We start from the raw sequence: 24,241 nt of genomic DNA, 5'->3' as shown, positions 1-24,241 counted from the left end.
ATCAAAAGCTTATCTTAAAATGCATGATTTGGCAATCGACTGACAGTAGAATCCTGTATTCTCCGCGCTATGGTGTGTTTTTAGATATGGACTTTGCCAAATCCTCCATCTTCTGGATCCTCTCCAGCACAAGCGCGGCCTCATCCAGCATAGCGGATATGAGATTGTATTCAAATACGGCAATTTCCCTGCGCTCTTCCAGCACCATCCCCACCACGGCAGAAACCTTATCATCCTCCATGACCGGAAGATAAATAGCCTTGGCATTTGGAAGGGTATGGGTAGTGCATCCGGCTCTGTGGCCGTTTTCAAATACCCATTTGACCACAGCCTGCTCTGACCGGGAGGTATAATCTGCCCTCAGGCCCTCCTCCCCGCCATTCTCAATTCCGCTGCGCAGATATATGGAAGGCATCTGTATCACACCATCTTTCTTCATATATATGATCACGGTAAACTGCATCAGCTTTTGTATCTGGACAGCCAGATCATCGCTGACCTGCTGTCTGGATTTGGCACGCCTCAGTTTTTTGCTGTTCACCAGAAGGATTTCCGTGCGGTAGGCCCGCTTTGCATTTTCCTCATTCTGTTTTTGTATCTTTGACATATTCCAGGATGTGAGAAGGCTGACCGTAAACATCATGGCAAATGTTACCGGATAACTTGCGTCATATGCCTGAAGGCTGTGGACCGGCACAGTAAAGAAATAGTTGAACAATATCACACTGAGGATGGAGGCCAGCACAGAACACACATACCCCTGGGTAAAGATCGCAGTCAGCATCACCCCCAGCAGATATGCCATGATAATATTTGCTTCCGTCATCTGAAAATGTGCCAACAGTAAACCGCCCGCTGTACTGACCGCCATCATGCCCAGCATGATCCAGAAATCGGTTCCTTTCATACCCTGCAGAAATTTCCCGGCTTTTATTATGGTATAGGGCCGCTGACCGATACCGCTCTGCAGATCAGGTATGACATACACATCAAGATTGGGGGCATATTGATTCAGGCTCTCAACCAGGGTTTTTCTTGTCTGCCCAAACAAAATCCGGTGAGCCGTTCTGCCCATAACGATTTTTGTCACATTGCTGACCTTGGCATATTCCGCGATTTGCCTGGACACATCCTCCCCGTTAACTGTGGCTACCTTTGCCCCCAGGCTTCTGGCAAGCCGCATATTTTCGTCCCTTCGTTTTTTCACCTTTTCATCCGCATTCTGCAGATATCTGGTCTCCACATACAGCGCAGTGAATTCCGCATGAAATGCATAGGCCAGACGGGCTGCTGTGCGAATCACCTTTGCGTTGGAAGGTGCGGGCGAAATACAGGTGAGAACATGCTCACCGGTGGAGTATTCTCCTGTGCCAAAGATCTTTTTCTCCTCCTCAGCAAGATGGTTCACACGGTCCGCCATACGGCGCAAAGCAATCTCCCGAAGGGCGATCAGCTTATCTCTGGTAAAAAAATTCTGAAGAGCCCTCTGCGCCTGCGCGCCCTGATAGATCTTCCCTTCCTTCATGCGCTCGATCAGCTCTTCCGGCTCGATATCCACAAGTTTCACCTGGCTGGCCCGGTCAAACACACGGTCAGGTATGGTTTCCCTGACCATGATGGAGGTGATACTCGCCACATTGTCATTGAGACTCTCCAAGTGCTGGATATTGACGGTGGTGTACACATTGATCCCGTGTTCCAGCAATTCCTCTATATCCTGGTACCGTTTGCTGTGGCGGCAGCCCGGGATATTGGTGTGCGCCAGTTCATCCACCAGGATCACTTTCGGATGACGCTCCAGGGCAGCATCCAGATCAAATTCCCGTATTTTTACACCCTTATAATCCACCATCAAAAACGGAAGCTGCTCCAGCCCCTCCAGCAATGCCGTGGTTTCCGGCCGCGCATGGGGCTCCACATATCCGGCAACTACATCTATCTTCTGCTTTTTCAGCTCCCCTGCGGCCTGCAGCATGGCATATGTCTTCCCTGTGCCGGCTGCATATCCCAGAAATATTTTGAGCTGCCCCATCTCCTTTTTCCGTGCCATTTCCTCCTCCACCTGAATCTTTTCAAGCATTTCCTGGGAACTTGGCCTTTCCTCTCCTACCATGGCATACTCCTCAGATTTCTCCAATGGCTTTTGCAATCTCCAGATTGCATTTCAGGACATTGACTCTCTCATGTCCGAACACGCCAAGGACTTTGCCTTGTGTGTTGTTCTCAACTATTTTCTCCAGTTCTTCCTCACTCAGTCCTGTATTTTCAGCAATGGCAGGAATCTGGATCTTGGCTGACTGAGGTGTGATATCCGGGTCCATACCCGAACCGGAAGCGGTGAGGAGGTCAGCAGGAATATCTCCTTTCTCCACACCCGGATTCTTTTCCAGGAATTCATCCACAGACTTTTCCACCCGTTCTTTCAGCTCTTCGTTGGACGGAGCCAGATTGGAGCCGCCGGAGCCTACACCGCCGTAACTATTATCTTCCTTTTCTTCCTCTGTATAAGTGTTATAATTCACACCGGATACACGGCCTTGAAAATACCTTGGATTTCCTGAAAAATCCTGCCCTACAATGGCAGACCCTATGGCCTCTTCCGGTTCTGTTGTCTTCTCTCCCTCTGCAGTGATCAGACTTCCGTTTGCCTGATGCGGGAATATCAACTGCCCAAGTCCGGTCAAAGCTGCCGGATAGGCAAACCCACAGAGGATCAGCATGAGAACAGTCAGGATCAGGGCACTCTTAAAATATTTAAAAAATGATTTCATAAAATCTTCCTCCCTACATTCCCAGCACTGCCAAAAGCGGTGCTACCAGACAGTCTATGATCTTAATTCCAGCAAAAGGTACAATAATACCGCCCAGACCGTAAATACCCATATTTTTCAGAAGCATACGCTCCGCACTCATAGGCTTGTATTTCACACCTCGCATGGCAATGGGAATCAGGCACGGGATTATGATCGCATTGAAAATAAGTGCTGATAAGATAGCGGACATAGGTGTCGCCAGCTTCATAATATTCAGCATCTGCATCTGCGGAATCACCAAAGTGAACATGGCCGGTATAATGGCGAAATACTTCGCCACATCGTTAGCTATACTGAATGTGGTAAGGGAACCTCTTGTGATCAGAAGCTGCTTTCCTATTTCCACCACTTCCAGTATTTTTGTGGGGTCAGAATCAAGGTCCACCATATTTGCGGCCTCTTTTGCCGCTGCCGTACCGGAATTCATAGCCAGACCCACATCTGCCTGGGCAAGGGCCGGGGCGTCGTTAGTACCGTCACCTGTCATGGCTACCAGTTTTCCCTCTGCCTGTTCTTTTTTGATGGCCCGGATCTTATCTTCAGGCCTGCATTCAGCAATAAAGCCATCCACACCGGCTTCTTTCGCAATGGTGGCCGCTGTCAGCGGATTGTCGCCGGTACACATAATGGTCTTGATCCCGATTTCCCTAAGTCTCTGAAAGCGTTCCACCAATCCCGGTTTTACTGTATCTTTCAAATAAATAACACCGTAGATCACAGCATCTGCTTCCACCACAAGGGGAGTTCCTCCAAGGCCCGCGATCTTTTCCACAATGGTGTCCAGATCATCCGGCACGCTGCCTCCATTTTTCAGGACTCTCTCCTTGATAGCATCTGCCGCTCCTTTTCTGATCTGAGAGCCGCCTGCCAGGTTTACCCCTGACATTTTGGACTGGGCTGTGAATTCCACAAACTCCATCTGATCAGCAGCACTGTCATCTATTCTGCTTCCCATACTTTTTGCCAGTTCTGCTGTTGATTTTCCCTCAGGCGTAGGGTCACAGAGAGAAGTAAGCGCCGCATAGTCCATTAAGTCCTCTTTGCTCTTTCCGGCGACAGGATAAAACTCCGCTGCCAGACGATTTCCAAAGGTAATGGTACCTGTCTTATCAAGTATCATGGTGTCCACATCCCCGCAGGCCTCTACTGCCTTTCCCGACATGGCGATCACATTAAACCTGGTAACTCTGTCCATTCCCGCAATACCGATGGCGGAAAGCAGGCCGCCGATCGTAGTGGGGATCAGGCAGACCAACAGGGCTATCATTGTGGAGACAGGTATCTGCACCCCTGAGTAAGTAGCAAAAGGATACAGGCATACCACAACAATCAGGAAAATAATCGTAAGACCTACCAGCAGGGTGTTCAACGCGATCTCATTGGGCGTCTTCTGGCGGGATGCCCCCTCCACCAGGGCGATCATTTTATCCAGGAAAGACTCTCCCGGTTTTGATGTGATCCTGATCTTCAGCCAGTCGCTGACCACCGTTGTTCCTCCTGTGACAGATGAAAAATCGGTTCCCGCCTCACGTGTTACAGGCGCGGATTCCCCTGTTATGGCTGATTCATCCACAGACGCGATCCCCTCTATGACCTCCCCGTCATTTGGGATTATCTCTCCCGCTTTTACCAGGACCACATCATCCATTTTCAGGTCAGAAGCATTTACGGTCAATTCCGTACCGTCTTTGTCTATAAGGCGTGATCTTGTATCCTGTTTTGTCTTTTTCAGTGTGGCAGCCTGGGCCTTTCCCCGCCCTTCCGCTACAGACTCCGCAAAATTGGCAAATAATACGGTTATAAAAAGTATTACACACACGATCCCATTATAGACTCTCAGATATCCCACTGATGCATCATCCCCAAAAAGAGTTGGAACAATGGTCATCAGCAGCGTGAGCACAAACCCCACCTCCACTACAAACATGACAGGGTTTTTCACCATATATTTCGGACTCAGTTTCTGAAATGCACCTATAACAGAACTTTTTAAAATGTCCTTTGTCACGAACTTTGTTTGTTGTTGTTTTTTAGACATTCTTCTTTTACATCCCTTTCTCAAATTTTATGCAAACCACAAGGTCAGATGCTCCGCAATCGGCCCCAAAGCCAGTGCCGGGAAGAAGGTCAGAGCTGCAAAAATGTATACAATGAATACCAGTAAAATGGTAAATACCGCATTATCCGTACGCATGGTACCAACGGAAGCCTTTGTCATCTTCTTCGCAAACAGAGATCCCGCAATGGCAAGCTGGGCAATAATAGCTATATAACGGCCAAAGAACATTGCAAGTCCTGTTGTGATATTCCAGAAATAGCTGTTGTCAGACAGTCCCTCAAAACCGGAGCCGTTGTTGGCCGACGCGGATGAAAACTCATACAACACCTGCGACAACCCGTGAAAACCAGGGTTGCTTATGCCCTCCAGACCTGCCTGGGTGGAAACTGCCAGCGCGGAAAATCCCAGAATCAGCAGCGGATGCACGATCAGCACCAGCGCCACCAGTTTCATTTCTTTTCCCTCTATCTTCTTCCCAAGATATTCCGGTGTACGTCCCACCATCAGCCCGCAGATGAACACTGCCAGTATCGCATACATCAGCATATTCATAAGGCCAACGCCTTTGCCGCCGAAGACACAGTTCAGCATCATATGTAAAAGCGGCACCATTCCGCCCAGAGGCGTCAGTGTGTCATGCATATTGTTGACCGTACCTGTGGTGAAGGATGTAGTGACAGTGGTAAACAGGGCGGATTGGTCAATCCCGAATCTTACTTCCTTTCCTTCCATGCTGCCCATTTCCTGGCTGATCCCCGCGGTCTCAAGGACAGGATTTCCGGCCTTTTCAGACACAAAGCACAGAGTCAGGCCCACCAGGAAGATAACGGACATGGCTGCAAAAATAGTTCTTCCCTGTTTTCCGAATAATGGTTCTTTTGTTTTGACTTCCTTTGTTTTAACTTCCGCTTTCTTTCTCTCCTGGCACATCTTTCCGAAGGTCAGTACACATGCACCCGGAAGGATCATCATGGAGATCAGTTCCACGATATCCGTGATAACGGTAGGGTTTTCAAAGGGTGTGGAAGAGTTAGCTCCAAGGAAACCGCCTCCGTTTGTTCCCAGATGTTTGATGATCTCAAGTGCCGCTATGGGACCCATGGCAAAATCCTGAAGTTTTCCGTGGATCGTCTCTACCGTGATATTCGAGCCGAAGGTCTCCGGACAGCCCTGCCAGATCAAAACAAGGCCGAATATCAGGGACCATGGGATCAGGATACGTGTGGTGATACGCACCATATCTTCGTAGAAGTTTCCCAAGTCCTTTCTCTTTCCTGCAAGCCCCCGGCAAAATGCCATACAGGCCGCATACCCGGATGCCGCGGAAGTGAACATCATGAAAATGATCACGAGCATCTGGCTTAAATAAGAAAGTCCGGATTCACCGGAATAATGCTGCAGGTTGGTATTTGTCATAAAGCTTATAATTGTATTGAAGGAAAGGGTGGGCTCCATTCCATCGATTCCGTTGGGGTTCAGAAACAGCCCATGCTGTAGTCTCAACACCATATATCCCACAAAGATCATAACTGCATTTGCCATGAGCAGGCTTAATGCATAAGTCTTCCAGTTCATTCCGTTTCTGTCAATACGGCAGATTTTATATATCCCGTTATCCACCCTGTCAAAAAATGGGTCTGCAAATGTTTTCTTTTTGGCTGCAATGTGATACATATATCTTCCCATTGGAATAACTGCCAAAATGAAAATTGCCAAAGTCAGCGTTATCTGTAACATGACTTTTATATCCTCCTGTCATTTTCTTTATTCCTGTCACTGATTTTTTATATCTGCGGGCAACGAGCCAAGCAGCCATGCCTGCAGACAGTAACACTTTGTTTTCTATAATTTTTCGGGATAGACCAGGGCATAGAGCAAATAAGCCGCTGTCAGCAGAATTATAATTCCCAATAATATCATGTTGTTCCCTCCTGTCGTCGTTCTGCACTTTTCCTTTACTCCTTATTTTCGTCGCTGCCTGTATCCACCTGCCTGCTGCACCATCCGGTAAACAGCTTCATGAAACCAAAACAGGCAAGCAGTACAGCCACCATAGCTAAGTCCATCATATCAGGTCCCCTCCTTTATCTTTCAGGATGTAACTGATGTTACCACGTAATATCCTAAATGCGCATAAGGGAAACCGCTTTTGTATTAAGATTGGATAAATAACAGAAGGATTGTAAGGAACTGATGCAGCAGGAACGCAAAAACCCCCTGAAAGCGCTGTGCTTTCAAGGGGTTTATGAGTCCTCTTCTATTTTCATTTATCCGTATTCAAAACAAATCTCTTCTCTGTATCCTGCCCAATCTCTCCTGTCTTCCTTCCATATTTCAGCCCTCGTTCTACAGCAGCGATCAAGGCCGTTCCACTCCTTGCGTATCCCATTGTCCGAATGGTTTCTTTCATAAGTATGTCCTTATTGAGTGCGCCTTTTTCCTGCAGTGTGAAGCAGACTGCATTCTTAAGCTCCTGCTGGCATATCTCGTCGACAGTTCTCTTCTCCGCAGAAACAATATCCATTCTGTACACTCTGTACATATCCGGCTCCTGATCCTTCCGCCAGTAAAACCTGACGCCGGCCTGCTTATTTAACTTAGTCAGAGCCTTCTTTAACGCCTTGTCTGTTGTTTCCAGTGTCTGGGGACTGGAACGCGCAATATTGAAAGCTCGAAGCGTTTTTTTCATGAGCCTGTCATATGCAATAGGCGCTTCAGCATCTAGAATCTGCTGTATCTTTGCGGTGATCTGTTCCAAATTTTCCTTTTTGTTATAATCAGCTGCAGTAAGATCTATCCCCTCTTCCGGAGCATATACATAATCCTCGACACGGTACTCCAACACTCCCAGTAATACTTGTTTGACTACGGCCGAAGTATTCTGTTTCCCGGCAGCAACCTTTTTATCAAGTTCCTCTGCTATCCGATTTTTAGGAGCAAAACGATTTTCAATATCAATTGCAAACTTAGGTTCCGACTTTTCATCCATTTCCGGTCCGGCCTTCGTCTGCTCTGAAACATTCCCTTCATTCTCCACAGCAGCCTCAACATTTCCGGTAACTTTACCGGATAAATCTTCTGCTGTCTCATCCTGTTTCACTGCGGCCTCCGACTCATCGGCAAAAACTTCAACCGTTTCTTTTTCCCCTGCTGCCGCCTCCGCAGCACAGACCGACTGCGCTTCAAGAAATGTCTGATATGCCTTTTCCCTCTTTTCTTCCAACACCTGCATCAGCTTAGACAATTCTTTATCCCTGTTATCCCACCAGTCCATGGTCCAGATACGATGCAGTTCCCAGCCAAGTCCGTTCAGAACACTGCTCTGCGCCACCTCGCGGTCTTTGGTATTCGACGACTGGCGATAGGACTCTCCATCCAGCATAATACCAAGCAGATACTCCTCCTCATTGTAAGGATTGGCCACTGCAATATCAATCTTAAACTTTGAATGCCCTACAGCCTTCTGGTATCTGTATCCGCCATCAGAGATCACCTGACAGATGTGCTCCATAATTCCCTGATCTCTCCGCACTCTGGTCTCCACATATTCTCCCTGCAGTCTGCCTTTCTGCGCAAACTCCAGGAAATCCTTCAGAGCCTCAACCCCCTTTGATTTCGTTCTCCTCAGATCGATCATATCGGCAGTCATGATAGTAAACACCACCATTTCAAGTCTGGCACGGGATACGGCCACATTCAGCCGTTTCCAACCGCCGTCTTTATTCAATGGTCCGAAATTCAATGACAGTTTACCATCTGCATCAGGACCGAAGGCAATCGAGAACAGAATAACGTCACGCTCATCTCCCTGTACATTCTCCAGATTCTTGACAAACAGAGTCTCTTCACCAACATTTGCCCATCTGTCAAATGCCGCATCCTTCTGGTACTCTTCCTGCAGCAGATCCTCAATCAGCGTCTGCTGGCTTATATTGAAGGTAACAACGCCAATGGTCTGATTCGTCAGCTCCGTACTCTGATATCTTCTCTTTATTTCCGCAACGATCGCTTTTGCCTCCCCTTCATTGACGCGGCCCTTTCCACGGTCAAAAAAACCGTCCGTCTTCACCAGGTTTACCCTCTTTTCCCGGTCATTTACAGACGGGAAGGTAAGCATGGAGTTTTCATAAAACTCCTGATTACTGAAAGCGATGAGGCTCTCATGCCTGCTTCGATAATGCCAATGCAGATAAGCGGATGGCATCCCAAGTGCCAGACAGTCATCCAGAATGCTGTCCAGGTCCTCAATATCCAGGTTATCTTCATCTACTGTATTCCCGGCAAAGAAGCTGGTAGGCGGCATTTGATTGGGATCACCTACGATAACCGCATTTTTGCCTCTTGCCAGTACACCCACGGCTTTACAGGTGGGGAGCTGTGAGGCCTCATCGAAGATCACAATATCAAATAAATCATTTTGGGCCTTCAGATACTGTGCCGCGGAGATTGGGCTCATGAGCATACACGGACATAATTTTGTCAGGATATGCGGAATCTGCTCAAACAGCGTCCTGATGGATATCCCCCTGCCATTACTGCTGATCGCTCTTCGTAAAATATTCAATTCCCTGCTGATATCTACAGACTCATAAGATGTAGGCAGTTGATGCGTCAGCTTGTAAAACATCTCATCCTTGGTCAGTTCCATGAACTCCTGGTCCAGCTTCTTAAATTGTGCGATTTTTTCATTGAACCCGATACCCGTGAATCCGTTCAATACCGGTTCCTTTTCAATCACCGACAAAATGATGGTTCTGTATATAGACCGCAGATATACGGTCATAACCTCATCATGGGGAATCCCTGCTTCATATGCATCACAGATGGGGCCCAGTCCTCTCTGTCTGCACTCCGCGGCAAATTGCCGGTAAACGATCCAATCCTTTATGGAAGAAGCATTTTCCAGAATGCCTGCACAAAGCTTTAATCTGCTGTCCATCCAATTTTCTTCCGTGTTTTCAAAAGTCAGCTCCAGCAATTCTGCTGCTTGGGTTTCTGCTGCCTTCACAGACTCCAGGCTTGTTATCAGATTTTCTGCCTTCCGGATACAGCCTTTCAAGGCTCCTTCATTCTCCAGTATCTGTATCTGATCCGAGAAGTGTGATATGATCTGCAGTTGTCCCTTCACATGGTCTTTGTATGCCTGCAGAGCCTCCCCTGTGGGATGATCTTTGAGAATTTCTTTCCACTCATAGGACAATGCCGCCTCGGCTTCTGCTATTTCCTCAGCTTCTTTTTGATAAAAAGAAATATCTGTAAGGTACACTAAGATCCGGTCTGTCTCCACTGTAAAAGATGCAAATGCCTGCATTTCAGATGTCAGTGCTGCCAGTGCTTTTCCTTTGCCAAAAAATTTCTTATTCGCCTGCTCATACTTTTCACGATATGTATCCATCTCCATACGGAGAAAGTTTTCATTCCAATTTGCCAGGAACCCGGCCTTCTTAGCCTCAAATGCCTGCCGCATGGACAGATAGGTCTCCGGCGCTGCAAATTCACGTTCCACACTGCCGGACCGCCGTAAAAATGCCGGAATCCTCTCTATAGCAATGACGCTGCGGGCATAATTGCAGATATCTCTCCACTCATCCTCTGTAACGGGGGCCTTTATTTCCATGGATTCCACGAAGCCAAGCATATCCTTCCGGAATACTTCCAGGGACTCTCTATAGGAGCGGATGATAGTTTCAAGCTCAAACTTCAGCCTCTGGCTGTATTCTGTCTTGTGTACCACCTGCAGCGGATGATCATGAGGATGACCGATTCCTTTTCCTGCTGCGATCAAACGCTCCAGGCTATGAGCCTGATGATCCAGGTCACTCTCTGTCAGGGAACCTGCATATGTATGATCAAAACGCACGCTCTTATTCAACTCCGGGATCATTTCATAGATATCCATTAGCTGGCGAAGGCTCTTACCAAACGGTCTTTTCACATGCAGCGCTTTCGCATAGGCATCCAGATCAGCACGCATTTTGCGAATGTCCTGAATCTTTTTATCGTAATCTGTCTTCTGTCCCCAGACGCCAATCTCCAGCCCCCTTTTCAACTGATCCAGAACTGCCTTCTTTGTTGCCTTATTGGAATGCACCTCCAGACAAAAATCGCGGATTCCCAAAGCCGAAAGCCTCTTTTGTACCACTTCAAGAGCTGCCATCTTCTCCGCAACAAAAAGAACCGTCTTCCCCTTCGTAAGGGCATTGGCCACCATTGCTGTGATCGTCTGTGATTTCCCGGTACCGGGGGGACCATGTAATACAAAACTCACCCCGGCTGCCGCCATATTGATCGCCCGCAGCTGAGAAGAATCAACAGTCACCGGCAGATAAGCTTCATCCGTGTCCACACCCTCCGGAATTGTACAATCCCAATCCACAGCTCCCATCATCAGGCTGTGAACGATTTTGTTGTTTTCAAGAAATGTGCAGTTGCTGTGAACATCATTCCACATCACAAACTGCGAGAAGGAGAAGTTTCCAATGAATCCTGCCTCTACCACATCCCACATGGGAAGGTTCATCACCCCATGGCGGATGATCGCAAATATCTTAGGCAGATCCAGGCCATGCTCATCCATCGGCGGCGGGTTCAATCCATAAATCTCCGTATCATAATTTTGCTTCAGGAATTCCAACAGTGTGATATTGATCTGTGCATCCTCATCGCGCATACGCATAGCATATCCTTTACTGGCCGATTTCCGGATGATATCAATGGGTACCAACACAATGGGCGCATACCTTGCCGCAGCACTTTTCTTACCCTCAAACCACCGAAGTAGACCCAGTGCCAGATATAATGTGCTTGCTCCGTTCTCTTCCATAGAAGTTTTTGCAGAGCGGTACATTTTTGTCAGGGAGCTGTTCAATTCTTTCTCCGCATACAGAGAGTGCAGTCTGCGGTGTTTGCTCTCCAGTGCAATAAAATCCGCAAACGGCCCCAGATCCCCCAATGCTTCCACCGTGACGCCGCCATCTCCTGCAATTGACATATCTGCCGGCCGAGGCATAACCCGGAATTCTTCCCCTTCCGACAATGCATCCTCCAAAATACTTACATCGGAAGACAAAAGCGGAACTACTGCTTTTGTCATACGCATATTGATCAGCATATTGCGAAGGCTCAGATCCAAAAGCTTGCGTTCCCACTGTGTCAGCTTTGTGACCGTTCCTTTTTGGGAAGGATCCGGGAGATTGAAAATCTCGACTTTATTTTTAGTGGCATTTGTGATATCCTTCTCTTCCCGGTCCTCATGCTGAACCTGAAATCCTTCTGCTGTCTTTACACGTACCGGAAGCGGACGGATCCCCATGCTTCTGGCACGCTTCACATCAATGGCAAAAGCAAAATTGCCATAGTCGGACACGTTACGCTCTGCCAGCGTAACGGCCTCATCAAAGCATCTTCCCTTTCCGGCACACATGGCTGTACATTCCACAACGATCATCTCACGAATACCTTTTGACATACGCTTTTCCATCTGAGAGGGATCATCCATGATCATATCGGAGAAGGATTCCTCAACCAGCCACACACCGGCAAAGATATGCCCCCTCATCATGACCATAACAGGATTAAGCCCCATGGCTTCCAAGCACGCCACATAAAGCAATGTCATATCCATGCAGGTTCCCAGACGCTGATCCAGGACTGTATCTGCCAGACGGATTCTCTGCCCAAACTCTTCAAAGCTTGAAGGCGGCTCCGCATAGGTGATATTTTTCTGCTGGATTGCCGCATAGGCTGCGGCAGCCATATGCACAACCCGATTGGGGTCTTCAAATTGATACCCCGCCAATGACGGATCTCCGGTCCACTTTTCCATATATTTAGCAGCAAGCTGAATCAAACTTGTCACTACAGGATGATTCGGCATGGAAAATGCTGCTAACAGCTCCGGTGTATACTGTAGGCCCGGCCATTGTTCAAAGGCCAATGCGGTAATATTTATGGTTTCCGATAGCAACCGGTCTTCTTTAGAATAAATTCCTACTGTAAGCTGACACGAACTTCTCTCTGTAAGAGATGCCAGGTATCCTGCATTAATGGAAACATTCAGATTTTTAAGATGAAACTCTTCTCCAGGCTTTATCTTCTCAATACCCTGCTCAAAATCCATAATGAGTTCATTTCCGGAACTGATCCTAACCATCAGATCATCCAAATCGGCTTCCGATATATTTTTGATACAAATATCTCTGACTATATGTACACCGTTGTGAACAATCGCATAGGTCAGCACATCATCGATATCGCAGGTCAGCTGCAAAACATTCTTAGATGCGATTTCCGCTTTCTCCCTACCTTTTGTGTTGTTCTCTCCCGCTGCATGATCTGGGTCAGCCTTGGTATCGTTTTCCCATGCCAAAAGAACGGCAGCCATATGTTCACAATTGCAGCCAGAACCTGCATGAGAGCAGGTGCATTTCATTGAAGACACCGTATTCTCCGCAAGGCGAATCTCCACATTAAAATTTTCTATACCGCTCACACGGGCAGTAAGCCGTTTCTCATCCACAGTCAAATTTTGGATCGAACCGCTCCTAATATATTTCTCCGCGGCATTTAATACATTTTGATCAAAAAGTGCTCTCCATTCCACTTTCATGCCCCCTGTCTTATTATACACTGCCGGTTTATCTGTTATATACAGTCAATAATCTTTGATTTACCATCTCATTATCAAAAACTCTTTTTCAGCTAACGAAAGATCGTTTTTTACATATATAATATCATTATACTCAAATACTATATTCACAGCAATCTCTTTGTGCAGGTTATTGCGGCGAAAATCGACCAAGCATCAGGGTGGTTATTGAAATAACTCCTTTACAAACCGCCTACTGTTGTAATTTTATCTTTGCACAATCCAAAGCTATAATAATCATTTTAATCCAGTTTAATCATAAAAAAAAGAACACTTACTTTAAGAAAATGTTCTTACTTTTTTAATTTCACAGACCATTATCATATCTTTTCAGCCAGCATAACCTTACACCGCTTTTTATAACATGCAATACCGTATTTCAGGATATCCTTCACCCCATCATCCTGCAAGTCATCTTCGTATCCGGTATGTTCTATTTGTTTTAACGCTTCTCCGCAGGCAGCATCCAGATTACCGTCATGGGCATATTTCACTTCAATGATAATTCAATTATCAATGCCAATAGGAAGTTTCTTCTTTAGCATTTCCATTCCCCCTCAGTAAACGCGTTTTACTCTCAACCACTTCTATTATCATAGACGCTGTTTCTTCAACAGAGCAATCTGTTATGTCCATAACATAAGGTTCATAACACCCCAGATCATTGAATTGCTCCCACATTATTTCCACCAGTTCCATGTTGGTTTCCCTGTCCAGTTTATCCCGTCCAACAGCGCGTTTCATAGTTTCCTCTTTATTGGCTCTCAATATAATGTAATGCACCTCGTAGCCATCCTGCACGGCTTTTAACCATGGCTCTAAAAACCAGGGGCCTATGATTCCGTCCACAATCACATCATAGCCTCCGCGCACATAACGTTTTGCAGCTTCTAGGAAAGCTTCCATAACGATTACATTTTGTCCATTGGATCCTGGTAAATGCGGAGGTATTGCTCCTTTGCTAAGATAATGATAAAAGTCATCTGTATGCATATGTACTGACTTTTCCAGACTGGATTCTTTGGCAGTCATCGATGCTGTTGTCGTTTTCCCGGTTCCGGGGGCTCCTGTGATTATGACAATCCTTCCCTTTTTCATATGGCTTCCGCCCTTTCAATAAATTCTGTAATTCTCTCTGTTCTTTTAATTTATTTTAACACACCCCTACATCAAAAAAAGTTTTCATTGGATAAAAATACACTTTTATTTCATGTTTATCTGTGGTTTACTTATTACATAACGTAAGACAAACGAAAGGAAGTAGAAATGTTTGATTTTATTTTCGTCTGGGGTACACTTCTCTTTATGTCGACTTGCTACTCTCTGGGCATATATGTTCTGACTGTACGTATGTTGGGTGAAAAAATACACAAGAAGAACGCCGTACTATTCTGTACCATTTATTACTTAATCCAGGTAGTAGCCAATCAACTTCTGATACAGGGTGTAATTGATGATGAATCCTTTATCATCAGTTGGAATATTTACTTATATACCCTTCACGTAGTTATCCTGATATTTCTGCTCATCTGGACTTACCGCCAGAATGTGCTTCGGACGATTACGGCTGCGGCGCTGGCACATTTTGTGGTTTTCACCCTTGGCTCTCTGGCAGAAGAAGTATTTACGAATTATACTCCTGAAATGGACAATATTTATCTGTACAGCATAATCGTGTCTGTTATTCCTCATGCCATAATGATGATATCTTCTCTGTCAATTGCATTGCTGCTGAGGAAGTTAGAATTTAGTGGTTACTTGGGGGTTTTGTTCACAAACCGCATCCGGGCAGCCATTACTTTCATCATCAGTCTGCTGCTGATGCACATCTATACCATAATCCGGCTGCTGTTTCCAGTGGAAAAAGTTTCACTGCTCACCGCGTCTTATTCCGTTGCCCTGATTGCGCTGGCACTGTTTTTTCTTCAGTTTACAGCCATGTATCAAGCCAACAAGGAACGTGTAAAAGCCCAGGAAAATATTATTCTCCAGCAGCAGTCCCATCTGGCTCTGCTGGAAGAACTTCAGCAGGAAATGCGCTCTTTCCGCCATGATTTCATTAATCTGATGGCTGGAATGTCATTACAGGCCAGAGATGGGGATCTGAAAGGGATTCAGGATTTTATGCGCAATACCAGCAGCTATTTTGATGAAAGGCTGGGGGATGAGATAAAGAATCTGGAAGCGGTTAATCGAATACAGCTCCCGCCTCTTCGGAGTCTGGTAACTTCCAAGCTTGCCCGAATGCAGCAGGCTGGTATTTCGACCAATGTAGAAGTTCTCTACCCGGTCGTTTCAGAAGGGATGCAGCAGCAGGACTTGCTGCGGAGTCTGGGGATTTTGCTGGATAATGCCTTTGAGGCGGCGAAAATAAGTAAAAAGCCACGTATCAGCCTGGTATTGCTGCAGACGGAGACACAGCTTCTTGCTGCTGTTGCCAATTCCTATGCAGAACAACCTGATCTGGTTAAAATGAGCCATGACAACTATACAACCAAAGGAGACAGCCGCGGCACCGGGCTGATGAGCCTTCGGAAAATCACACGGAAGTACCCCGGCTGCATTACCAACATGAACCTGAAAGATGATATGTTCCATTACGAAATCAGGCTTCCGCTAAATGAATACTGAAATAAGGAGGCAACACCGATGATACCAATCTACATATGTGATGATGAAACTTTGCTGTTATCCCAGTTGAAAAAGCTGGTTTCGGACCAGGTCATGATTGCCGCCTACGACATGGGCCCCATACAGACTTTCACAGCTCCGGAAGAACTGCTGGTGGAAATAAGCGGTAAATGCCACCGGGGCATCTACTTTCTGGACGTTGACTTTCCCGGCTCAATGAACGGATTTGAACTGGCCCGTAAAATCCGCAGTCTGGACTCCCGGGGATTTATTATCTTTATCACCGCACATGAGGACTTAGCCGCCGAAACATTTCGCTATCAATTAGAAGCAATGGATTATGTGGTAAAAGGAGATGAGGATCGAATCAAAAGCCGGATCCAGAGCTGCCTTGCAAACGCTGAGAAACGGATTTTGGCTGAACCAAAGGAGGACACACCTTATTACCCCCTGAAAATGGCAGATACTATCCGGCATATCCCCCTTTCTCAGATTCTCTATTTGGAAGCAATCGGGAGAAAGCATCTGGTGCTTCTGCGCCTGCTTAACGAAACCGTAGAATTCTATGGCTGCCTTACAGCTATCGAAGAAGAATTGGGAAAAGGATTCTGGCGCTGCCACCGTGGTTATCTGGTCAACCGGGAGCATATTCACAAGATTCATCTAAAAGAAAATTTTGTAGAATTAACCAACGGGGAACATTGCCTGCTATCCCGCAGGGCGAAACTGAATCTGCCATAACAGATATTTTGATTCCGTTTGCGAAGCATTCTATACCATTTACGAAACATTTATCATTCTTCTCCTTATCTGTGTTAGAGTAACGGCAACAAATTAAATGTAAGAGGAGAAGATAATGAAAATGAAAGAAAAAACCAAAAAACAGATTATTATTTTTCTGGCAGTTGCCTATTTGCTGCCATTTATTCTTGGAATTTTTATGGGCTTTGGATATAGTAAAGGGGCCAGCCTCTCCATATTTCCCAATGCCCAAATGTATTATCCTGCGGCAGGTGTTATGCTGGCGGCATTGATCACACGAAAAGGAGATGCTTTACTGCCGCGCCGCTTTTTTATTGGATTTATTCTGCTTACTGCTGCGCTGGTAGTTGCTGCTATTGGAAGTGTTTTCTCCTCTTCCACTATCTGGGCAATCATGAGCCAGTGGCTGATGATAGGCGGTTCCCTTGTACTGTGGATCCTGTATTTTATCGAAGGTTCCGCGCGGCGCAAGGCTTACGGCATGAAAGGCGGCAAATGGAAGCTGACATTCCTTATGTCTCTGCTCTTTCTGGCGCTGTATATACTCAGACTGGCTGTCTCTTACGGCATCAGCGGCCAGATTGGCTACTTTGCAGATATCTTCAAGAATCCAACCGCCTGGATTGTAATGGCTACTTTCATACCCAGCTTTTACCTCAGTTTCTCTGCATTCTTCGGCGAGGAATACGGATGGCGCTATTATCTCCAGCCGCTTTTACAGAAGAAATTCGGTATGAGAAAAGGTGTTATACTGCTGGGACTTATCTGGGGCTTCTGGCATCTGCCCCTAAATTTCTTTTACTATACTTCCCCATCCATGGGAATTATCAGTGTAGCTTCCCAGCTCATTACCTGTGTAACATTGGGAGTATTCTTTGCCTATGCCTATATGAAGACCAATAATATTTGGGTGGTTGTAATTGCCCATTACTTAAACAATAATATGGCCCTGGTTGCCACGGGCACCTTTTCAGCAGAAGTAATCTCCAACCAGACAATCACCTGGAATGACGTTGTATTCCTGCTGATCGTGAATTCTCTTCTGTTTCTGGGCTTTCTGGCCTCAAAGGTTTTCAGGGACCGCAAGAACAGAATACCGACTATGGATGAACGGGCAGATGCTGCGGCGGCGGAAGCAGCGAATTCTGTTCAATAGAAGACATGCAAAAGGGGCTGTGAAAAAAGCCCCTTCCCCACAGATTACTGCTTCTTCTTTTTAGGCTGCTTTCTGTAGTCTCTTCTGCTTATTATGTTATTTATAGAGATTATGGCCTATGGAAACCAAAAATATCTCCATTCGTACTGATTCTATTCCTCTTCTTACGATTTGATGCTGCTTTATATCTCAATTTTGTGTTGAATTGAATGAACCCTTATGTTATATTATAGATAGAAAAGGAACAACCGCCCACAAGGTGGTTGACCGATTAATGAGATAGCAAAGCCACCCGAACCGACCAAGTATCAGGGTGGTTTTTGCTATGTATAGCTACTTACAAAACGTAAAAACGAATGTAAGTAATGCCAAAAGGAAAAGACCGAAGGTCATTAAATCCTTAAAATCAAAATGATTTTTCATAGGCATCACCCCCATTCTTTTAGAATGAGGTCAACACACCCTGTAACACGATTGTTCCATAGTCGAATTTTATCATATTATCCAATTTCATACAATTCTTTATTTCTTTTCATTAAATATCTTTTTATGTCTTATGCTCAGTCTTACATAAGACATGATAAAAACTTTTTTCTGTTTGTCACTTACGTGTTAGTTACCTGTCAGTTACCCACATATTTCCATATCTTTTTATATTGCTTTATGACCATCCGAAATATAAAAGAACCCTTGAAAATACTGCATTTTCAAGGGTTCTGACAATTCTCTTATAAAGTTCTTTATTATCGTTTGCTGAACTGCGGTGCACGACGAGCTGCTTTGAGACCGTATTTCTTTCTCTCTTTCATTCTCGGGTCACGAGTCAGGTAACCAGCGGATTTTAATACTGGTCTGTACTCAGCATCTGCCTCCAGTAATGCTCTGGAGATTCCGTGACGGATAGCACCAGCCTGTCCTGTAAATCCACCGCCATGAACGTTTACTAACACGTCAAATTTGTCTGCTGTCTCAGTTGCCACTAAGGGCTGACGAACAACAACTTTCAGTGTCTCTAATCCGAAATATTCATCAATGTCTCTTTTATTGATAGTGATCTTACCTGTTCCCGGTACTAAGTAAACACGAGCTACAGATGATTTTCTTCTTCCTGTTCCATAGAATTTTGTACTAGCCAATGTTCTCTACCTCCTATTAAAATGTTAATACTTCTGGCTTCTGAGCTGCATTCTTGTGTTCCGGTCCTGCGTAAACGTGCAGCTTTTTGATCATGGATCTTCCTAAAGGTCCTTTCGGAAGCATTCCCTTAACAGCGAGTTCAAGAACCTTTTCCGGCTTTTTAGCCATCATTTCTCTCAATGTGGTCTCTTTCATTCCGCCAACATAGTCAGAGTGATGATAATAAATCTTCTGGTCTAATTTCTTACCAGTTACGCTTACTTTCTCAGCGTTAACGATGATTACATAATCACCTGTATCAACATGAGGAGTGAAAACTGGTTTGTTTTTTCCTCTTAAAACTTTAGCTACTTCAGATGCAAGGCGGCCTAAGGTTTTGCCTTCAGCGTCCACTACATACCATTTTCTTTCAATCTTATCCGGATTAGCCATATAAGTGTTCATGGTTTTACCTCCTAATTTTCAGCATATACAGTAATATTCAAATTCATAAATTTATAATGAAAAATACCATACCGGGGCTTTTGGCTAGGTATTTTCGCACTACGTCACATTGAGATATTATATTACACTTATCCGGGCATGTCAACAGGTTTTCTCGAAATTTTGGCAAAAAATAAGCCTTTCTGCGTGCTTCCCATCTAAATGGACCAGCCCGGCAGACGGATTTGTCTGTCGGGCTGCCACTTCCTTCCTATATAATATTTACAGAACTCAAAATATTATGACTTGCGGACCTGTTTTTTCTTTTTTATTACAAGGCCGATCCCGCCCAGTCCTGTGGCAGCTAATATGAGATAAAGTACAATCGGTGTCTCGTCTCCTGTCTTGGCATTGCCGGCACTTGTTGTCTTAGTCCCCTTGCTTCCTGTACCACCTCCCTGATCGGAAGGTTTTGTACCGGGAGTTTTTTTATCTCCGCCTTTGCCGTCATCTTTTCCGTCGTCTTTACCATCATCCTTGCCATCGTCCTTGCCGTCATCTTTTCCATCATCAGACGGGTCCTTGCCATCATCCTTTTTCTCAACACTTACATGTGCCAATTCCACTGTCTTATCAAAAACAGCAGCCGTCCAGCTCACATCATATGCTTCATCCGGGTTGATACTGCCTGTTATGTCATAAGAAAAACTGTCTTCTGCAGAACCGTCTGCCGTATAGTCCCGTTCAGATGCGGTGTATACGGTTTTACCTCCCTGTGTGACCGCAAGGGTAACCGGTATGGAGAGTGACGGAGCTTCATTCTCTGTGTATATGGATTCCGGTATCTTATTCATATAACTGCTGATGCTGTCCTCAACTTTGATCCCGGCCTTTACAATGGCCTTTCCATCTGTATTTTCCAGAACCGCCGAACCGCCAATCTGCTCTGTCACCGCTTCGTCTGCCTGATACATATGATCTCTCACATAAGAAAATGCGGATTTGAAGTAAGGGATATAAAATTCACTGTTGTGGTCCCCGTTCTCAATGAAGAAGCAATGCTCCACACCACGTTCCGTAAGAGCGGCATCCAGTTCAATGGCCGGAACGCCGAAGCCATAGAGATCCTGGTTTCCGCACATAAAATACATGGAAAAATACTGCAGGTATTCTGTTGATACCTCCTGTACAATTTTATTTGGGCTGTAGTCACCACCCATACTGAACGCTCCGAAGAAGCTGACTGCACCTGAAAACAGATCAGGATTGCGCAGAGCCAGGCCATAAGCCCCCTGTCCGCCCATGGATGCTCCTGCTGTCAAACGGTATCTGGCATCCCGGATCGTCCTGTACCCCGCATCCATCATGGGCACTATCTCATCTGTGACCATCTTCTCCCAGTCACCTCTCCACCAACTGCTCTCCGCACTGTTTGGTATTACCACGATCATTTCATCAATGAGACCTTCCTCAATCGCTTCATCAAAAAGCCTGTCTACATTATCTGTCATGTATGATGTATGGTCACTGTTAAACTGGTGCAGCAGATAAGTAGTCGGATAATTTCTGTCAGATTCAAAATACCCTTCCGGCAGGTATACCAGATATTTTTCTTCTGCTGTTCCTTCTACACCTGCCGCGGATGCCGCATAAGCAGAATCGTATGAAGTCTCAAAAAATCTGGAATGATTTCCATACATATAAATCCTGTCATCTCTGCTGATATATGTATCCTGGAACTTTATTTCCTGTATATTTCCGTCTGCAAAAGTAATTTTTCTCTCTGCATTATATAAATAAGAAGTGACACCCTCTTTATCCTCTGTCTCAAATATGGTAATACCGGTATCCTCAATACCCGTAATGTCATTCTCATTTATCAGTGCTTCTGCCTCTTTTAGCCTGTCTTCCTTTTTATTTCCTGATGAGAAGTAGTCCTCTGCTATTGTATTTGCATAGTCTTCTATTTTTCCTTCTTCCAAACAGGTATTCTGATATGCAACTGCCTCTGTTACAGACTCTTTTACTTCTTTTTCAGGCACTCTGGAGGGCAGGCCCTGCAGTTTATTGTAAGCAGCCTGACTGTAAAGGCCAACCGGACCACTGTACCATCCGCCGCCGCCGTACGGAGGATCATTGTATACATGCACATACACCGTATTTGTACCACCGTAGTTCAATATACTTGGGTCAATGGAAAATTTGCTGAGAACAGCCCAGGTTGTATCCCCTGTACTGCTGCCGTCTTCCTTGACACCGGTTCCTCCCACTCTTTTTCCGTTGACAAAAACTTCGCCTCTGTCATCCATATAGCCGATGGAAAGTGTCAAATTCTCTTTCGTGAAATCTTCCGGCAGTTCAAAGGTTCTGGCATACCAGCCCCAGCCGGTGTTCATATACCAGATTTTTGTAATATTTCCAAATCCCTGTTCCCAGTTGGCAAGGGCCGGCTGAACCACGGACCATGATTCATATTCCTCTGCGGTCAATGTATCTGCCTGAAACGGGTCAGACAACCCTACATAGTTAAAGTACCAGTCCCCCATCAGATCGATCTGCTGCTCATCTTCCGACTCCCCGGTATCCTGGATCCGGATCAGTGTGGCTGTATCAAGGTCCAGGCGGACGCCTAAAAGATCAGCGTACATTTGGATCGTGGAGGACGTCTTATTTACTTTATTCGGAACCTTCACACCGCCCTCATACTTTCCGGGGCCGTTTATGGTCTGTGAAATGGTGGTATCGTATAATACCTCTTTTGTGGAGGGATCAAGAACTGCAATGGTGATATCCATTTTGCTGTTCCCTCCCCGGAAAAATTCAGCATACCTATTTCCAATCTCTATGGAATAGTTCACTTCCGCCGTCTTATCATTTCCTGTAAGCGCTGCTTTTTTCAGAGAAACATTTCCTGACGCCATACCGGAAAAAAAGCGGTTTGTCATGCGGCTTACAACTCTTTCCAGAGATTCCTGCAGGTATTTGGCGCTGTAAGAGCCTGTTCTGACCGTAAATTCATGATAGTCAAAGGAAATGGATTTTTCCCAACTGATAAACAATGCGCCCATATCGCTGGTAGAGTGGGCCATATTTGTCCATCCATCGCCCGCCGGTGCATCCATGTACGTGTAGAAACTGTTATAAAATCCCTTCTTTGCATTCTGGCACTGCACTAAATAATCATATACATCACCGTATATCTCATACCAGGGGTTTTCACTGCTGACAAAATCACCTCTGATACTGGCGATCATGCCGAATGTTTTAGGTGTTGTAAGAGGAGTTCCTGCAATTACCTTCTGCTGTGCATCAAGTGTTTCGGGTGCATCCGTATCGGTCTCCTGCGGTTTTTGTGCATTCATGTCCGTATTCTTTTCGGATTCCTGCGGAGTCTGTGCATCGGTATCCTCATTGCTTTCGGACTCCTGAGGGGTCTGTGCATCTGTTTCTGCGTTCTTTCCAGACTCCTGTGGGGTCTGTGCATCTATTTCCGCAGTTTTTCCGGTATCCTGGGGGGTCTGTGGAATCTGTGCATTTATTTCCGCTGTCTTTCCGGTCCCCTGGAGATTCTGTGTATCTGCTTCCGTAGTCTTTCCGGTTCCACGGAGATTCTGTACATCTGTTTCTACTGTCTTTCCGGTCCCCTGAAGATTCTGTATATCTGTTTCTACTGTCTCTCCGGTCCCCTGGAGATTTTGTACATCTGTTTCTACTGTTTTTCCGGTCCCCTGGAGATTCTGTGCATCCGCTTCCTCAGACTTTCCGCTCTCCTGCAGATTCTGTGCATCCGCTTCCTCAGACTTTCCGCTCTCCTGCGGATTCTGTGTATCTGCTTCCTCAGACTTTCCGCTCTCCTGCGGATTCTGTGTATCTGCTTCCTCAGTCTTTCCGGAATCCTGTGTATCAGAATCCGAGGGGTCCGATTTGTCTATGTCTGTATTTTCCTCATTATCCTGCCCGGCCCGGGAATCCACGTCTGTTTCCGGCTGACCTGCCGTCTCTTCTGACTGTTCTTCCGCTTCCTTTGGATCCTCCCGGTCCTCAGATTCTTTTGTCTCTGTCAACCCCAGTATATATGCAAGATATCCACCCACACCGGTCCCCACAACTGCTCTGTTGGCGGCTCCCGGAACCGTATTATACCTTGCATCCACATCAGCAGCAACCAGATCCATGACCTGCCGTACGTCCATATCCATGGTAAATACAGGTTTTACCAGGATCATATCCATTCCTTTTTCCCCGGACATGGTTTCCTGCAGTACATCTTCCATTCCCTCCGGATAATTTCCCAATCCGTCCTCCGGAAGCAGGTACATAACCGGATATTGCAGTCCCCCATCCGGGTCATATCCCTCAGGGAGTACCACCTGATACTCGCAGGTATTCCCATTCCACTCCACACTCTGGTTATCAGCCGCTTCTGTTTTCGCCTTTATTTCCAGAGGCGAAATAATGCTGCTAAGAACCATGGAAAGAGTTAGTAAAACCGTCACAATCTTTCTCTTCATAAAAGCTCCTCCTGTACATTTTGACATATGACTTTTATTCTCCCTTTTTAACTCCCGTCATATTGTCAGATTCATACCTTTAAAATACAGGATAAGCCTTCC

The 24,241-nt window shown here is 45.8% G+C and carries 13 protein-coding genes and 1 pseudogene; 3 read left to right on the top strand and 11 right to left on the bottom strand.

The window, feature by feature from the left end; genetic code table 11:
• Nucleotides 1-67: 67 nt before the first annotated feature.
• The 8 genes and pseudogenes from CI595_RS23785 to CI595_RS23750 form a co-directional block, all read right to left on the bottom strand.
• On the bottom strand, nucleotides 68-2,113 hold the full coding sequence (locus tag CI595_RS23785; RefSeq protein WP_095176165.1) for a DUF4118 domain-containing protein: 2,046 nt from the start codon (nucleotides 2,111-2,113) through the stop codon (nucleotides 68-70).
• Nucleotides 2,114-2,123: 10 nt separating this feature from the next.
• A complete protein-coding gene (gene kdpC, locus CI595_RS23780) occupies nucleotides 2,124-2,771 on the bottom strand; it encodes a potassium-transporting ATPase subunit KdpC (RefSeq protein ID WP_095176096.1) in 648 nt (215 codons plus the stop codon).
• A gap of 13 nt (nucleotides 2,772-2,784) precedes the next feature.
• The gene (kdpB, locus tag CI595_RS23775; RefSeq protein WP_095176095.1) at nucleotides 2,785-4,851 is read right to left on the bottom strand and encodes a potassium-transporting ATPase subunit KdpB; all 2,067 of its coding nucleotides are present in this window, start codon (nucleotides 4,849-4,851) and stop codon (nucleotides 2,785-2,787) included.
• A 27-nt stretch (nucleotides 4,852-4,878) separates the two neighbouring features.
• Nucleotides 4,879-6,609 (bottom strand): potassium-transporting ATPase subunit KdpA, encoded by a 1,731-nt coding sequence (gene kdpA, locus CI595_RS23770; RefSeq protein WP_095176094.1) that lies wholly within the window; start codon nucleotides 6,607-6,609, stop codon nucleotides 4,879-4,881.
• Nucleotides 6,610-6,714: 105 nt separating this feature from the next.
• Nucleotides 6,715-6,792 carry a potassium-transporting ATPase subunit F gene (locus CI595_RS27430; RefSeq protein WP_095176164.1) on the bottom strand — a complete coding sequence of 26 codons (78 nt, stop codon included), beginning with the start codon at nucleotides 6,790-6,792 and terminating at the stop codon, nucleotides 6,715-6,717.
• Nucleotides 6,793-7,135: 343 nt separating this feature from the next.
• On the bottom strand, nucleotides 7,136-13,474 hold the full coding sequence (locus tag CI595_RS23760) for an anti-phage protein ProA (protein ID WP_095176163.1): 6,339 nt from the start codon (nucleotides 13,472-13,474) through the stop codon (nucleotides 7,136-7,138).
• A gap of 365 nt (nucleotides 13,475-13,839) precedes the next feature.
• Nucleotides 13,840-14,025 (bottom strand): annotated as a pseudogene (locus CI595_RS23755) (PD-(D/E)XK nuclease domain-containing protein); the annotation flags it as partial.
• Between the two features lie 7 nt (nucleotides 14,026-14,032).
• Nucleotides 14,033-14,617 carry a P-loop nucleotide/nucleoside kinase family protein gene (locus CI595_RS23750; protein WP_095176092.1) on the bottom strand — a complete coding sequence of 195 codons (585 nt, stop codon included), beginning with the start codon at nucleotides 14,615-14,617 and terminating at the stop codon, nucleotides 14,033-14,035.
• Nucleotides 14,618-14,785: 168 nt separating this feature from the next.
• Between CI595_RS23750 and CI595_RS23745 the strand changes: the two genes are divergently transcribed.
• From CI595_RS23745 to CI595_RS23735, 3 genes are all read left to right on the top strand, one after another.
• Nucleotides 14,786-16,150, top strand: coding sequence for a sensor histidine kinase (locus CI595_RS23745; RefSeq protein WP_095176091.1), 1,365 nt, complete (start codon nucleotides 14,786-14,788; stop codon nucleotides 16,148-16,150).
• An 18-nt stretch (nucleotides 16,151-16,168) separates the two neighbouring features.
• Complete coding sequence (locus tag CI595_RS23740; RefSeq protein ID WP_095176090.1) at nucleotides 16,169-16,891, top strand: LytR/AlgR family response regulator transcription factor; 723 nt, start codon at nucleotides 16,169-16,171, stop codon at nucleotides 16,889-16,891.
• Between the two features lie 115 nt (nucleotides 16,892-17,006).
• Nucleotides 17,007-18,068: a CPBP family intramembrane glutamic endopeptidase gene (locus CI595_RS23735; protein WP_095176089.1), complete on the top strand. Its 1,062-nt coding sequence runs from the start codon at nucleotides 17,007-17,009 to the stop codon at nucleotides 18,066-18,068.
• Nucleotides 18,069-18,811: 743 nt separating this feature from the next.
• Here the strand turns inward: CI595_RS23735 and rpsI are convergent.
• From rpsI to CI595_RS23715, 3 genes are all read right to left on the bottom strand, one after another.
• Nucleotides 18,812-19,204: a 30S ribosomal protein S9 gene (gene rpsI, locus CI595_RS23725; protein WP_095176088.1), complete on the bottom strand. Its 393-nt coding sequence runs from the start codon at nucleotides 19,202-19,204 to the stop codon at nucleotides 18,812-18,814.
• 16 nt (nucleotides 19,205-19,220) lie between these two features.
• Nucleotides 19,221-19,649: a 50S ribosomal protein L13 gene (gene rplM / locus CI595_RS23720; RefSeq protein ID WP_065540580.1), complete on the bottom strand. Its 429-nt coding sequence runs from the start codon at nucleotides 19,647-19,649 to the stop codon at nucleotides 19,221-19,223.
• Between the two features lie 278 nt (nucleotides 19,650-19,927).
• Complete coding sequence (locus CI595_RS23715) at nucleotides 19,928-24,139, bottom strand: alpha/beta hydrolase-fold protein (protein WP_162291965.1); 4,212 nt, start codon at nucleotides 24,137-24,139, stop codon at nucleotides 19,928-19,930.
• Between the last annotated feature and the right edge of the window lie 102 nt (nucleotides 24,140-24,241).

Source organism: Blautia hominis (assembly GCA_002270465.1).
GTDB classification, from domain to species: Bacteria; Bacillota; Clostridia; order Lachnospirales; family Lachnospiraceae; genus Blautia; species Blautia hominis.
The sequence above is the reverse complement of the archived record's forward strand: the minus strand, read 5'-3'. Positions and strand labels throughout refer to the sequence as shown.

Bases quoted from the DNA above. Each gene is read 5' to 3' on its own strand.
- CI595_RS23785 (WP_095176165.1), bottom strand. From the start codon at position 2,113: ATGGTAGGAGAGGAAAGGCCAAGTTCCCAGGAAATGCTTGAAAAGATT.
- kdpC (WP_095176096.1), bottom strand. From the start codon at position 2,771: ATGAAATCATTTTTTAAATATTTTAAGAGTGCCCTGATCCTGACTGTT.
- kdpB (WP_095176095.1), bottom strand. From the start codon at position 4,851: ATGTCTAAAAAACAACAACAAACAAAGTTCGTGACAAAGGACATTTTA.
- kdpA (WP_095176094.1), bottom strand. From the start codon at position 6,609: ATGTTACAGATAACGCTGACTTTGGCAATTTTCATTTTGGCAGTTATT.
- CI595_RS27430 (WP_095176164.1), bottom strand. From the start codon at position 6,792: ATGATATTATTGGGAATTATAATTCTGCTGACAGCGGCTTATTTGCTC.
- CI595_RS23750 (WP_095176092.1), bottom strand. From the start codon at position 14,617: ATGAAAAAGGGAAGGATTGTCATAATCACAGGAGCCCCCGGAACCGGG.
- CI595_RS23745 (WP_095176091.1), top strand. From the start codon at position 14,786: ATGTTTGATTTTATTTTCGTCTGGGGTACACTTCTCTTTATGTCGACT.
- CI595_RS23740 (WP_095176090.1), top strand. From the start codon at position 16,169: ATGATACCAATCTACATATGTGATGATGAAACTTTGCTGTTATCCCAG.
- CI595_RS23735 (WP_095176089.1), top strand. From the start codon at position 17,007: ATGAAAATGAAAGAAAAAACCAAAAAACAGATTATTATTTTTCTGGCA.
- rplM (WP_065540580.1), bottom strand. From the start codon at position 19,649: ATGAACACTTATATGGCTAATCCGGATAAGATTGAAAGAAAATGGTAT.
- CI595_RS23715 (WP_162291965.1), bottom strand. From the start codon at position 24,139: ATGAAGAGAAAGATTGTGACGGTTTTACTAACTCTTTCCATGGTTCTT.